Origin of the sequence: Streptomyces sp. NPDC006691 (assembly GCF_042869955.1) — a bacterium.
In the GTDB taxonomy this organism is placed as follows: Bacteria; Actinomycetota; Actinomycetes; order Streptomycetales; family Streptomycetaceae; genus Streptomyces.
The window spans coordinates 14,849-27,843 of record NZ_JBIAGW010000004.1 but is presented as its reverse complement, the minus strand read 5'-3'; the positions used below and the strand labels follow the sequence as shown (position 1 = coordinate 27,843).

The window sequence follows — 12,995 nt, the reverse complement described above, 5'->3', positions numbered from 1 at the left end:
GAGGCCATATGTCGACATCCCATGGCCTCGCCGCGATGGCCTCCCGCGGTGGACGCTCCGTCACCGTCACCGTCACCGTCACCGTCACCGTCACCGCCCTGCCCGAGGCGGCGGCGACGCGACCCGGCGCGGCGCGGCACCGGGCAGGCGGCCGGTGTGCCGCGTCGGAGGTGCCCGTATGACCGACACCGACACCATGCGTCCGGACGCGGAGACGTTCGTCCACCCCGCGCTCTTCTACCGGGACCTCGACGAGTACGTGCGCGAGACGGGCAGCTTCGTGCGGGGCGCGCTCGCGGCGGACGAGCCGGTGTTCGTCGCCGTCCCGGGGCCGCGTCTCGATGCCCTGCGCGAGTACCTCGGCGCGGACGCCGCCGCCGTCGACTTCGCCGACATGACCGAGCTCGGCCGCAACCCCGGGCGCATCATCGCCGCCCTCCAGGGCTTCGCCGACCAGTACCCGGGCCGGGCCGCCCGGATCATAGGGGAACCGATCTGGGCGGGCCGTTCGCCGGCCGAGATCCTGGAGGCGACCCGCCACGAGGCCCTGATCAACACCGCGTTCACCGACCGCACGGCCACCGTGCTGTGTCCGTACGACACCGCGACGCTGCCCCCGGCGGTGATCGACGACGCGAGACGCACCCACCCCACCCTCGTCGAGGACAGCCACGTCCGCGCCAGCTCCGCCTACGTGCCGGCCGCTGTCGTCTGCGCGGACTGCGACCTGCCGCTGCCCGAACCGGCCGCCACCGACGTGGAGTTGGAGTACGCGGGCGGCCGGCTCGGCGAGATCCGCGAGCGGACCGACGCCTGGGTACGGGGTACCGGGCTGTCCCCCCTGCGCCGCGGGGACTTCGTCATCGCCGTCAACGAGGCCGCCGCCAATTCCGTCGCCCACGGTGGCGGAATCGGCGGCCTGCGGCTGTGGACCGCCGAGCGGGGTACCGCGGTGGCGGAGATCCGTGACGGCGGCCGGCTGACCAACCCGCTGGCCGGCCTCAGGCGGCCCTCACCGGCGTCCAGCGACGGCGGGCGCGGCCTGTGGATGATCCACCAGCTGTGCGACCTCGTCGAGGTACGCGCCCACGACACCGGCCTCACCCTGCGGCTGCACGTCTCGCCCGCCTGAAGCCCACCCCTGCCCCCCCCTGAAGCCACCCCCTGGCCCCGCCGCCTCCCCCGGCACATCCGCCCCGTGGGAATCTCCGGCCCGCCCCGCATCAACGAGGCTTTCGTGGGCACCCTGTCGGCCACGGTGCACGCACCGTGACGACTCGAATGGACGCAGGGCAGAAAGTGAGGAAGGTTGATGGGAGACCCCTTCCCTCGATTCCTGCGGCAATCGCTTCACCGACCGCTCAGCGAGGCCCCCATGGCACGTTTGCTCACCCCTGACGCGCCTCTGGCACGGTTCACCGCGCTGGACCGGCTCTGGCGCCTGCCCGGGGTCTACGCCCCGCAGCACGACACCCGGCTCCTCGCCGCGGCGCTGCGCCACGAAGGCTCGCTGACCGGCCTGGACGTCCTCGACATCGGGACCGGCAGCGGCGCCCTCGCGCTGTACGCGGCGCACCTCGGCGCACACGTCACCGCCCTCGACGTCTCGCGGCGGGCGGTGTGGAGCACCCGGATCAACGCCCGGCGTGCGGGCCTGCCGGTCACCGCCCGCCGGGGCCGTGTCGAGGATCTCGCCGACCGCCGCTTCGACCTGATTCTCAGCAACCCTCCCTATGTGCCCGCCCCCCGCCGTCGGCCACCCACCGGCGGTGCCGCGCGGGCCTGGGACGCCGGCGTCGACGGCCGTCATGTACTCGACCAGCTGGGCAGGGCCGCGCCCGCCCTCCTCGGGCCGCACGGAGTGCTCCTCCTCGTGCACTCCGCCCTGAGCGGCACCGATGCGACGCTGGACATGCTGGAGGCGGCCGGTATGCGGGCGAAGGTGGCCGACCGGGAGCTCATTCCCTACGGGCCGGTCCTGCGCTCGCGTCTGGGCTGGTTGCGCGCCCGGGGTCTGGTGGGCCCGGACGAGACGATGGAGGAGCTGGTGGTGATCCGTGCCGAACGCGTCTGAACAGCCCGACACCACCGTCGCGGCACGGCGGGTCACCGTCGACCCCGAGGGACCCGTCCTGATCGAGGGCCCGGTCGAGGTGACGGCCGCCGACGGCACGGTGGCCCGCTCGGACCGCTTCGTCGTCGCCGTCTGCTTGTGCCGGCGCACCCGCACCCCACCCTGGTGCGACACCAGTCACCGCCGTCGTGTCCGCCACCCCGACCACGCCACCGACGCCCCGGAGGGCACCCCGTGACCGCCCTGCCCACTCCACGCGGGCCCGTGTCCCATGCCGTGATCACCACGCTGGGCCACGGTCCGGACGGCGCGCTGCCCGGCACCGCGGCCGTCGACGCCGCCGCCCCGTACGGCGACGACCTCCAACTCGCCCTGTACACGCTGTACGAGCTGCACTACCGCGGATTCGAGGGCGTGGCCGACGAGCTCGAATGGGATCCGGCACTGCTCGCCCTGCGCCGCGGCCTGGAGCGCTCCTTCCTGTCCGCGCTGCGCGCCGACACCCCCAAAGGCCGCACCGCACAGGAAGCGCTCGACGAACTGCTGGTCGAGCCCGTCGAGGCGACCGGGAGCGTCAGCCACCACCTGGCCCGTGACGGGGAGCTGTGGCAGATGCGGGAGTATGTGAAGCTCCGCTCGCTCTACCACCTCAAGGAGGCCGACCCCCACCTGTGGGTGGTACCCCGGCTGCGCGGGCGCGCCAAGGCGGGCATGGTCGCCGTCGAGTACGACGAGTTCGGTGCCGGGCACGCCGACCGCGTCCACTCCCAGCTCTTCGCGAACCTGATGGACGGCCTCGGCCTGGACTCCGCCTACGGCCGCCATGTCGACGAGGCTCCGGCCGAGGCCCTGGTGACGGTCAACCTCATGTCCCTCTTCGGTCTGCACCGGGCTCTGCGCGGGGCCCTGGTCGGCCACTTCGCGGCCGTGGAGATCACCTCGTCCCCCGGCTCGCGCCGGCTCGCCGCCGCGATGCGCCGCCTCGACGCGGGCCCGGCCGCCGAACACTTCTACGCGGAACACGTCGAGGCGGACGCGGTGCACGAACAGGTGGTGCGGCACGAGGTGGTGGCCGGCCTCCTGGCCGACGAGCCCTTCCTGGACGCCGACATCGCGTTCGGCGCCGACGCCACCGTCCTGGTCGAGGACCGTCTGGCCGGGCATCTCCTCGGCGTGTGGGGCCAGGGGCGCTCGGCCCTGTACGAGGGCCACACCATCACGACCTAAAGGATCACAGGGTGCGAACCCTCGCACAACGCCGCACAATGGCGATACCCGACAGCCTGGAGGCTGATCACGATGGTCCCGCTCCTTCTTGTCCTGCTCCTGGTACTGATCCTCTTCGGCGCGGGCTTCGCGCTGAAGATCCTGTGGTGGATCGCGATCGTCGTGCTGGTCCTGTGGCTGATCGGTTTCATCGCCCGGCCGAAGAACGGCAGCGGCCGCTGGTATCGCTGGTAACGAGCCGATAACGGGACTAGCCCAGTCTTCAGGGCCTGTTTCTGTTCCGGACAGGCAAGCCGCGACCGGCGGCCACCCGGTGACAGCAGGCTCATGCGCAGACGCGACGGCCGTACGACGAACACCCTCGTCGTACGGCCGTTTCGTCAACTCCCCTCCTCCACAGGTCAGTTCACCCCGTGCGGTCGGCTGCCCCCACACCAAGGAGTGCCATGGGCCCCGTGTCCCGACGCAGATTCATCAGCATGGCGGCAGGCGCCACCGGCAGCGCGGCGGCGCTGTCCGCGCTGCCGGACTCCCTCCAGCAGGCGCTGGCCGCGCCCGCCGTCAGCGGCGGCAGCATCGAGGACATCCAGCACGTGGTCGTCTTCATGCAGGAGAACCGGGCGTTCGACCACTACTACGGGTCGATGAGGGGCGTGCGGGGCTTCGCCGACCGCAACGCCATCGGCCTGCCGAGCGGCAAGTCCGTGTTCCACCAGCCCTACCCGAACACCGACGGCCACATCCTGCCGTTCCACCTGGACACCGCGACGACCAGCGCCATCTGCGCCGACGCACCCGCCATGAGCTACCCGGTGGACACCGCCATCTGGCACAACGGCAAGTACGACGCCTGGAACACCGCACGCACCCCCGGCCTCGGCATGGGCTACTTCAACCGCGCCGACCTGCCGTTCTACTACGCGCTCGCCGACGCGTTCACCGTCTGCGACCACTACTTCTGCTCGACGCTGACCCAGACCAACCCGAACCGGCTGCATCTGTTCACCGGCTCGAACGGGCTGTCCGTGGGCCAGAGCGCGGTGCTCGACAACACCGAGCCCTCGGCCGGGTTCACCTGGACCACCTACGCGGAGCGCCTCGAAGCGGCCGGGATCAGCTGGAAGATCTACCAGCAGAGCGACAACTTCGACGACAACGCGCTCGCCTGGTTCGCCAACTTCAAGCAGGCGAAGGCCGGTTCGGCCCTGCACGACAAGGGCATGGCGACCGTCCCGGACCTCGTGACCGCCTTCGCGAAGGACATCGCCGCGGGCACCCTGCCCCAGGTGTCGTGGATCATCGCGCCGGCCGCGCAGTCCGAGCACGCGAACTACAAACCGGCCTGGGGAGAGGACCTCTCGGCCCGGCTGCTAGCGGCCCTTGCCGCGAACCGGGACACCTGGTCGAAGACCGCCTTCGTCCTCAACTACGACGAGAACGGCGGCTTCTTCGACCACGTACCGCCGCCCGTCCCGCCCGCCACCTCCAGTCAGGGCATCAGTTCGGTCAGCACGGCGGGCGAGATATCCGGCGGCAAGGCGATCGGCATGGGCCCGCGCGTCCCCCTGATCGTCGTCTCCCCCTGGACCAGAGGCGGTTACGTCTGCTCGCAGGTCTTCGACCACACCTCGGTGATCCGCTTCCTGGAGCAGCGCTTCGGCGTCCACGAGCCCAACATCAGCGCCTGGCGGCGGACCGTGAGCGGCGACCTGACCTCGGCGTTCGGCTTCGGCTCGACCGACCCGTCCTGGCCTTCGCTGCCCGACACCAGCGGGTACGTATCCGGCGCCGACACCCAGTGCTCCACGCTGCCCGCGCCCAGGATTCCGGCCCAACAGGCCCTGCCCACCCAGGAGTCGGGGACCAAACCGGCGCGGGCCCTGCCGTGGCAGCCGAACGCCAACGGCCGGACGGACTGCGCGGGCGGCAAGTTCTGGATCGACATGACCAACACCGGCAGCGCGGGGGTGACGTACTCGGTGTACCCCAACGCCTATCGCACGGACGGCCCTTGGCTGTACACGGTCGGCGCCGGAGCCACCGTCTCGGACTACTGGGCGGCCGGCACCGGCGCCTACGACCTGTCCCTGTACGGGCCCAACGGCTTCCACCGCCGCTTCGTCGGCAACCGCGTCACCGCCTGCGCCGGCACCGCAGCCTCGGTGGAGGCAGCCGTCGCCTACGAAACGACGCGCGGCGAGGTGCGCCTCGCCCTCACCAACTCCGGCGGCAGCGCGGCCACGGTGACGGTCACCGACAACGCGTACGCGACCGGCGGCCCCTGGACCTTTCCGGTGCCGGCCCACACCACCGCCACCGCCCCGGTCTCCGCCTCGTTCGCGACGGCGAGCGGCTGGTACGACCTGACGGTCACCGCCACCACCTCCGACGGCTTCCTGCGTCGCCTCGCCGGGCACATCGAGACGGGCACGACGACCGTCACCGACCCGGCGATGGCCAGGGCCGCCGCGCCGCTGCGCCTGCTGCCGGCGGCGGCGCGGACGGGTGCGTCGGCCGGCTAGGAGCGATAGCGGTAGGACGTCACGCGGGAGCGGGCCTCCTGTTCGGTCAGGCCCAGCGCCTGGCCCACCGACTCCCAGGGGACCTCGTCGGCGCGGGTGTGGAAGGCGGCGACCATGCCGACCCGGCCGACGAGGCGTTCCAGAACGGCGACGACGCGCAGTGCGGCGAGCGGCGCGTCGTCGGCCAGGGAACTCAGGCGCATGTCCAACTTGGCCACCAGAGCGTCGAGTTCGGCCGGGACCGGTACCGTCCGTGCCTCGACGTGCTCGATGTGGTCCTTCCAGTCGTCGTGCGGGCCGGGGATCTCGGTGTCGTACGGTCGCTCCTCGTCCACCCGGGACCAGTCGATCGGGTGGAGGCCGGTGCCGCGCCAGCCGCATGCGCAGACGCCCCGCAGATGGGTGGCGAGCGGCGCGAGCAGGGTGCCGTCATAGACCCACCAGTCGCTCGGTGCACATCCGAAGGGGCCGCTGTCGGCGTCGAAGTGCGTCGGCCGGGGCTCACTGCCGTCGGCCAGAACCGGTGCGGCCCGCCCCGCGTGCGACGCCCCGAACTCCTCGGTCTCCCACTCCATGGCACTCCTCCCCAGGGTGCTCGTGGCCGCGCCGCGGCCCACCCCACCGAGAATGCCCTGGCGTCCCGCGCGACAACCGGCGAACGACCGGACCGGCCCCCCACGGCCGGACGTACCTTTTCTACTTCCGTGCGTCCAACCTCCTTGCCGGTACGTCCGGTTCGACGCGGACCCCACCGTATGCACCAAGGCCGAGCGGGGCCTCTCGGGGAACCGGGAACGTGCCCCGTTCGTCCCAGAGGCATGCATCGCAGAATGTCCCACGCGGCCGCGGCGCTGCTGGCCCTCACCGCCGGGCTGACCCTCTCCGGCTGCGGCGACGGCGCGACGGAAAGCCCGGTCCCCCTTCAGGGCCTCTCCGTGCAGGGCCGCACGGTGTCCACCACCGCGACGGTCGGAGGCTGCGGGGCGGCCCGGCTCACCTCCCGCGAGAGCGAGAGCACCGTCTCGCTCGCGCTGAAGGTGAGATCGACGGGCAAAGAGGGCCAACCCTGTCCGACGTACATCGCTCGGCTGCAGATCAGCACGACCCTGCGGGAGCCCGTCGGGCACCGGTCGGTCGTCGACGCGACCACCCGCGCCACGCTGCGTCCGCCGGGGTGAACCCGGTGCACGCCCCTCGGCCGGCCGTGGCCCGAAGCACCCGCCGCGGCGGGCCCCCTACGCCTCGTCCAGATAGTCGGCGATCAGCTCCGCGAACTCGGCCGGCGTCATGAGGGGAATGCCGAGTTCTTCGGCCTTGGCCCGCTTCGAGCCCGCCTTCTCGCCGGCGACGACGAGTGAGGTGCGCTTGGAGACGCTGGACGAGGACTTGCCGCCGGCACGTTCGACGAGTTCGTTCATCTGGTTGCGGGACAGCTTTTCCAGGCTGCCCGTCATCGCCCCGGTGACCACCACCGTCTTGTCGGACAGGGGTCCGGCGGCTTCGGACGGGGCGGCCTCGTCACCGTCGGCCGGCGGCGGGGTCGCCCCCGGCTCGGTCATGTTGACCCCGGCGTCCGTCAACTTGTCGATCAGCGAGCCCAGTTCGGCCAGCTCCGCCACGATCACCGGGGCCTTCCCCGCGCCGATTCCCTCGACCCGCTCGATCGCCGCGGCATCGGCCGCGCGCAGATGGTCCATCGTGGCGAAGTGCCGGGCGATCCGGCGGGACATGGAGCGGCCCGTCCCCCGTACGCCGAGCGCGGCGAGCACCCGGGCGAGCGGCTGGCGCCTGGCGTCGTCGATCGCGGCGAGCAGGTTGTCGGTGCTGGTCTCGCCCATGCGGTCCAGGCTCAGGAGTTGCTCTCGGGTCAGCGTGAACAGGTCGGCCATGTCACGGGCGAGGCCCGCGTCGACGAGCTGGACGACGCGGGTCGTGCCGAGGCCCTCGATGTCCAGCTGGTCACGGCCGACGGCGTAGGAGATCGAGGCCACCACCCGGCAGTCGCGGCCCCGGACACAGCGCCAGCGCTGCTCGCTGGTGTCGATCTCGGAGCCGCACTGCGGACACACCTCGGGAAAGACGATCGGCTGTTCGGCTCCGGTGCGCAGATGGGCGACGGGGGCCTCGATGCGGGGAATGACGTCGCCCGCCTTGTAGACCATCACGTGGTCGCCGATGCGCAGGTCGCGGCGGGTGATGTCGGCCGGGTTGTGCAGGGTGGCGTAGGTGACGGTGGAGCCGTCGATCCGGACCGGTTCGAGCACGGCGCGCGGCGCGATGATGCCGGTGCGCCCCACGTTCCACTCCACCGACAGCAGCGTGGTCACCTTCTCCACGGCGGGAAGCTTGAACGCGATGGCCCAGCGCGGGGCGCGGGTGCCGGATCCGGCGTCCCGCTGGTCGGCGGCGCTGTCGGCCTTGACGACGACGCCGTCGATACCGAACGGCAGCTCGGCCCGCAGCCCGGCGATCTCCGCCACCCGCGCCAGGACCTCGTCCACGCCGGATGCCGTGCGCGGCGGAACCGCCGTGTCCGCCGCCGTGTGGACGTCGAGCCCCGCCACTCGGCGCAGCACCTCGGCATGCGTCGACTCACCCAGGGCATCGGCCAGTTCGGGAGCGGTGGCGGGCAAGGGCAGTGCCCCGTAGCAGAAGAACGTCATCTCGACGGTGTACGGGCGGTCCTTGGCCCGCAGCGAACCGGCGGCGCCGTTGCGGGGGTTCACGAACGGCGCGCCACCATGGGCGGTCCGTACCGTATTGGCCTGCTCGAACTGGTCGGTGGTCATGAGGACTTCACCGCGCACTTCGAGCGTGACCGGCTCGCCGAGCTCCTGGGGCAGGCCGACGATGGTGCCGATGGCGTGCGAGACGTCCTCGCCGGCTCTGCCGTCGCCCCGGGTGATCAGCTGGACGAGCCGTCCGTCGACATAGCGGGCGGCGACGGCCAGGCCGTCCAGCTTCGGCTCCACACTCCATCCCGCGACCGGCCGCCCGATGCGGCGCTCCACCGAGGCGGCCCAGGTCGTGAACTCCTCCGGCGAGAACACGTTGTCCAACGACAGCATCGCGACGGTGTGCGGCACGTCGCCCTGCGCCGCGCCCCCTGCCACCTTCCCGCTCGGCGAGCCCGGCAGCACCCGCTCGGGATGCTCCGTCTCGTAGGCCGCGATCGCCCGTGCGAGGCGGTCGTACGCCTCGTCGTCCAGCACGCTCTCGCCGGTGGCGTAGTACGCGGCCGCGGCCTTGACCGCGGTCTCCACGGCCTCGGCATAGGCGGTCTCATCAGCAAGAAGCGCAGCGGGTGTCGTCATGTCGAACATCTTGCCGGTCGCCACTGACAATGCCCCGGAAGCCGCCCGTGCGCCCTCCGTGAGCGCGTGTCCGGTCCCGCGGCTGCCCGCGCGCCGGGTACCGGCGCCGTGGCTCCGGGCGAGCCCCGCCCCCGGCCCCACAACCCGGCCCCGTAACCCGGCGCCCGCCGCCCTTCTTCGGCTACGCCTCGCCGTGTGCCATGCGGATCAGGCGGTCCAGGACCTTGCCGCCGCTCACCCGCAGGCCGTCGTGCTCCCACTCGTCGGTCACCCAGGTCCGCAGCCCGCGTACCGCGCCGGCGGTGGCCAGGGAGTCGGCGGTGTCGACGTACATGTCGTCGTGGTAGACGGCGGCCACCACCGGCACCTCGTTGGCCGCCAGGACGTCCGGGGCGTAGAGATCGGGCCAGTCCGTGCGCCGGGCCAGCAGGTCCGCCGTCTCCCGCAGCGGGCGCAGCGCCGGGTCCGTCTCGAACATCCACGGGTAGATCATCTCGCCGGTGAGCTGGACGGGGTCGCCGTTCGCGAGGGCCTTGGCCGCGTCGAATCCGAGGAACTCCGAACGCACCCGCTGCGCGGCCCAGCCGGTCGGCCCCGGGTCCACCGACCGCTGCGCGCAGACGGACTCGTGCAGTACGGCGTAGAGCGGGCCCTCGGCGAAGGAGAGCTCCGCCCGGACCCCGGCCAGGAACGTGTCGGACAGCTCGGGCCCGGCACCGCCCCGGACCCAGGCGTCCTCCAGGAGGTAGTGCAGCAGGTCGGAGCCGTTGCCACGGCCCAGCATCAGGCCGAGGGACTGGAAGGCCTCGACGGTGAGCAGGCCGCCGTCGGGCAGCTCGGCGGGCGCCGAGAGCAGGTGCTCGCAGACCCGCCGTACGGCCTCGACGTCCTGCGGGTAACGGGCGTAGTGAGCGGCGTTCTTGCGGGCCACCCGGGGATAGGCCGCCCGGTACACGTCGGCCGCGCTGCTGCGCAGGCCGGCGAGACCGCCGGTGACCATCGCCTCGCGCAGCCCGTCCGGGGCCAGCGACAGATAGGTGAGCGTGCAGAAGCCGCCGAAGCTCTGCCCGAGCAGGCTCCATCGGCCCTGCTCGCCGAGCAGTGCGCGCCGGATCAGCTCGGCGTCGCGGACGATCGAGTCGGCGCGGAAGTGGGCGAGGTAGTCGGCCTGCGTCGCGGCGTCGCCGCGCGGCGGCAGGGTCTGGCGGGTCGCCGGGGTCGACCGGCCGGTGCCGCGCTGGTCGAGAAGGAGCACCCGGTAGTCGTCCAGGGCCCGGTCGAGCCAGGTGTCCCGGCCCACCGGCCGGGCGGCGCGTCCGCCGGGGCCGCCCTGGAGGTAGAGCAGCCAGGGGAGTTCCGCGCGCTCCTTGCCGGCCGCGACCACCTCGCGGGCGTACACCTCGATCCGCTCACCCCCGGGAACGGCGTGATCCAGCGGAACCTGGAAGAGGTGGTCGGTCAGGACGACGCCCGGCTGTCGGATCACGACGGACATGGGACTCCTCGGTCGGTACGGGTGCGACGGGGCGCGCACGGGACGGTGCTCGGTGGAGCGGTGCCGCTCCATGATCTCGCAGTGCGCTCGCGGCCCGGGCCCCGTACGGCGGTTCAGCGTCGCGAGCGCCGGTGGTGTACGAAGTCCTACGTGAACGATTCCGACCAGGCCGCCACCGTCCGCGTGTTCATGGCGCTGGCCCCGCCCGACGACGCCAAGGACGAACTGGCGCACGCGCTGCGTGCCGCGTACGAGGCGTACCCGCGGCTGCGCTGGAACCGCATCGAGGACTGGCACATCACCCTGGCTTTCCTGGGCGAGTTGCCGGGCACCGCCATTCCGGCGCTGCGGCGGCCGCTCGGTTCTCTGGCGGCGGAGCGGCCTCCGCTGGAGCTCTCCCTGCGCGGTGGCGGGCACTTCGACGAGCGTGTGCTGTGGAGCGGGATCGAAGGGGACCTCGACGGGCTGCACCGGCTCACCGCCGATGTGCGTGGCGCGGTCAGGGAGTGCGGCATCGTCTTCGAGGACCGGCCCCTGCGCCCCCATCTGACCCTGGCCAGGGCCCGCCGCGACGACCCGTCCAGCGTGGTGAAGGTGGCCGCCGGACTCGCCGGATTCACGGGCCGGCCATGGCCGGCCGAGCGTCTGCACCTGGTCGCCGGCGACATCGGCCGGGGCCCGGGGCCGATCCGCTACGGCGACGTCGCCGCATGGCACTTCGGCGGCGGGTCCCCGGCCGTGTCCTGAGCCGCCCGCCTGGGTGCGGCACACCCAGGCGGCCCCGCACCACGTCGCCGTAGCCTGGGGCGCATGAGCGACAACGGCCTGGGAGAGTTCCTGCGCGCACGCCGGGCGGGTGTGCGGCCCGAGGACGTCGGAATGGCCAGTCACGGGCTCCGCAGGGTGAGCGGGCTGCGCCGCGAGGAGGTCGCCGTCCTGGCGGGGGTGAACGCGGACTACTACACCCGGCTGGAACAGGGCCGCGAGCGCAACCCCTCCCCCCAGGTACTCGACGCCCTGGGCCGTGCCCTGTGCCTCGATCCGGATGCCCGGGCGCACCTGTTCCGGCTGACCGGCACGGCTCCCGGCCCGGAGGTCGTCCGCGCGCCCCGGGCGGTCGATCCGGCACTGCGGCGGCTGATCGACGGCTACCCCCACACCCCGGCGTTCGTGGTCGACCGGGCCCTGGACCTGCTGGCCACCAACGCTCTGGCCGACGCCCTGTACGCGCCGTTCGAGCCCGCCGACAACCTGGCGCGCATGGCCTTCCTCGACCCCGCGGCACGGCACTTCCACACCCGGTGGGAGTGGACCGCCCAGGCGATCGTGGCCGCCCTGCGCGAGGCGACGGGCTTCGAACCGGACAACCCCCGGCTCCCCGCACTCGTCGCCGAACTCACCCGGGGAAGTGCGGAGTTCGGCCGATGGTGGAAGGCCCACGCGGTAGGCGGCAAGACCCACGACGCCAAGGAGTTCTGCCACCCAGAGGTGGGCGCCCTGAGCCTCACCTACCACGCCTTCGACGTGCGCGGGGCACCCGGACAGCAACTGGTCGTCTACCACGCGGAACCGGGTTCCCGCTCGGCCCACGCCCTGAGCCTCCTCGGATCGCTGCACGCCACCGGATCGCAGCCCGAACCCCGTCCGGGCGGGTAGTGCGCGGGCGCCGCGACCGAGCGGCGGTCAGTCCGCGCGAGGCCTGAGCAGGTCGTCGACGAGGGTGTCCACGAGGCCTCGGGGAATGCTCGACCCCGTCAGGGCGCGGTAGACGATCGCGCCGACGAGCGCGTCCATCGTGGCATCGGCAGCCAGACGCGGCGCGACCTCGCCGGCCTCGGTCGCCCGGGTGAGCATCTCGCGTTCCCGAGCGCGGCGCGGGCCGAGGTAGCGCTGGTGGAAACTCCTGGCGGTACCGGCGTCGTGCTGCGCCTCGGCGATGAGGGCGAGCAGCACCTTCCCCGCGGGGTCGCGGGTGACGAAGCGGGCGAAGCCGCGCAGATAGCGCAGGATGTTCGCCGCCGAGGGCTTCTCGACCGGGACCGGGATGCGTTTGTCGCTGTCCGTGATGAGGGTGTCCAGGAGGATCTCCACCTTCGACGGCCACCAGCGGTAGATCGTCTGCTTGGCGACGCCGGCCCGGCGTGCGATGGCCTCGACGGTGAGCCCGCCGAAGCCGTTCTCGGCGAGCAGGTCGTCCGCGGCGTGCAGTACGGCCAGGCGTGCGGCGTCGTCGCGCCGATTGCCGGAGTGGGGCCTGCGGGAGGGAGAACTTGCGGCGGGCATACGCGCACGATACCCGCCGGCGCCCCGGCCGTACGCGGTGCCGAGACGCCGAGTCCACCCACTCCGAACAGATGCCACGT

At 72.5% G+C, this 12,995-nt stretch carries 14 protein-coding genes; 10 read left to right on the top strand and 4 right to left on the bottom strand.

Going from position 1 to position 12,995, the window contains the following annotated elements; translation table 11 throughout:
- The first annotated feature begins 8 nt into the window (after nt 1-8).
- The 7 genes from ACFYNP_RS10210 to ACFYNP_RS10180 all read left to right on the top strand — a co-directional run bounded on the left by ACFYNP_RS10210 (nt 9) and on the right by ACFYNP_RS10180 (nt 5,823).
- Nucleotides 9-182, top strand: a complete 174-nt coding sequence (locus tag ACFYNP_RS10210; RefSeq protein WP_388784389.1) for a hypothetical protein — start codon at nt 9-11, stop codon at nt 180-182.
- Nucleotides 179-1,132, top strand: coding sequence for an anti-sigma factor RsbA family regulatory protein (locus ACFYNP_RS10205; RefSeq protein WP_388784386.1), 954 nt, complete (start codon nt 179-181; stop codon nt 1,130-1,132). Before ACFYNP_RS10210 ends, ACFYNP_RS10205 begins: the two co-directional genes overlap by 4 nt.
- Before the next feature lie 243 nt (nt 1,133-1,375).
- Complete coding sequence (locus tag ACFYNP_RS10200; protein WP_388784383.1) at nt 1,376-2,074, top strand: HemK2/MTQ2 family protein methyltransferase; 699 nt, start codon at nt 1,376-1,378, stop codon at nt 2,072-2,074.
- The gene (locus tag ACFYNP_RS10195) at nt 2,058-2,312 is read left to right on the top strand and encodes a CDGSH iron-sulfur domain-containing protein (protein ID WP_388419157.1); all 255 of its coding nucleotides are present in this window, start codon (nt 2,058-2,060) and stop codon (nt 2,310-2,312) included. The genes ACFYNP_RS10200 and ACFYNP_RS10195 overlap by 17 nt, the downstream gene beginning before the upstream one ends.
- A 26-nt stretch (nt 2,313-2,338) precedes the next feature.
- The gene (locus ACFYNP_RS10190) at nt 2,339-3,301 is read left to right on the top strand and encodes an iron-containing redox enzyme family protein (protein WP_388784380.1); all 963 of its coding nucleotides are present in this window, start codon (nt 2,339-2,341) and stop codon (nt 3,299-3,301) included.
- A gap of 72 nt (nt 3,302-3,373) precedes the next feature.
- Nucleotides 3,374-3,535, top strand: a complete 162-nt coding sequence (locus ACFYNP_RS10185; protein WP_100576273.1) for a hydrophobic protein — start codon at nt 3,374-3,376, stop codon at nt 3,533-3,535.
- A gap of 212 nt (nt 3,536-3,747) precedes the next feature.
- The gene (locus ACFYNP_RS10180; RefSeq protein WP_388784377.1) at nt 3,748-5,823 is read left to right on the top strand and encodes a phosphocholine-specific phospholipase C; all 2,076 of its coding nucleotides are present in this window, start codon (nt 3,748-3,750) and stop codon (nt 5,821-5,823) included.
- Here the strand turns inward: ACFYNP_RS10180 and ACFYNP_RS10175 are convergent.
- Nucleotides 5,820-6,398, bottom strand: a complete 579-nt coding sequence (locus ACFYNP_RS10175) for a hypothetical protein (protein WP_388784374.1) — start codon at nt 6,396-6,398, stop codon at nt 5,820-5,822. The two genes, ACFYNP_RS10180 and ACFYNP_RS10175, sit on opposite strands and share 4 nt — an antisense overlap.
- 255 nt (nt 6,399-6,653) lie before the next feature.
- Between ACFYNP_RS10175 and ACFYNP_RS10170 the strand changes: the two genes are divergently transcribed.
- Nucleotides 6,654-7,001: a hypothetical protein gene (locus tag ACFYNP_RS10170; protein WP_388784372.1), complete on the top strand. Its 348-nt coding sequence runs from the start codon at nt 6,654-6,656 to the stop codon at nt 6,999-7,001.
- Nucleotides 7,002-7,058: 57 nt separating this feature from the next.
- On the opposite strand, the gene ligA is transcribed toward ACFYNP_RS10170, so the two are convergent.
- Together ligA and ACFYNP_RS10160 are read right to left on the bottom strand one after the other, a co-directional pair.
- Entirely contained in the window at nt 7,059-9,146 is a 2,088-nt protein-coding gene (gene ligA / locus ACFYNP_RS10165; RefSeq protein WP_388785252.1) for an NAD-dependent DNA ligase LigA, read from the bottom strand.
- 172 nt (nt 9,147-9,318) lie between these two features.
- Nucleotides 9,319-10,632, bottom strand: a complete 1,314-nt coding sequence (locus tag ACFYNP_RS10160) for an alpha/beta fold hydrolase (protein WP_388784369.1) — start codon at nt 10,630-10,632, stop codon at nt 9,319-9,321.
- 189 nt (nt 10,633-10,821) lie between these two features.
- On the opposite strand from ACFYNP_RS10160, the gene thpR reads away from it, so the two are divergent.
- Both thpR and ACFYNP_RS10150 read left to right on the top strand, forming a co-directional pair.
- On the top strand, nt 10,822-11,379 hold the full coding sequence (gene thpR / locus ACFYNP_RS10155; RefSeq protein ID WP_388785251.1) for an RNA 2',3'-cyclic phosphodiesterase: 558 nt from the start codon (nt 10,822-10,824) through the stop codon (nt 11,377-11,379).
- 63 nt (nt 11,380-11,442) lie between these two features.
- Complete coding sequence (locus tag ACFYNP_RS10150) at nt 11,443-12,288, top strand: helix-turn-helix transcriptional regulator (RefSeq protein WP_388784367.1); 846 nt, start codon at nt 11,443-11,445, stop codon at nt 12,286-12,288.
- A 27-nt stretch (nt 12,289-12,315) separates the two neighbouring features.
- Here the strand turns inward: ACFYNP_RS10150 and ACFYNP_RS10145 are convergent, their stop codons facing one another.
- Complete coding sequence (locus tag ACFYNP_RS10145; protein WP_388784364.1) at nt 12,316-12,915, bottom strand: TetR/AcrR family transcriptional regulator; 600 nt, start codon at nt 12,913-12,915, stop codon at nt 12,316-12,318.
- Nucleotides 12,916-12,995: the final 80 nt, after the last annotated feature.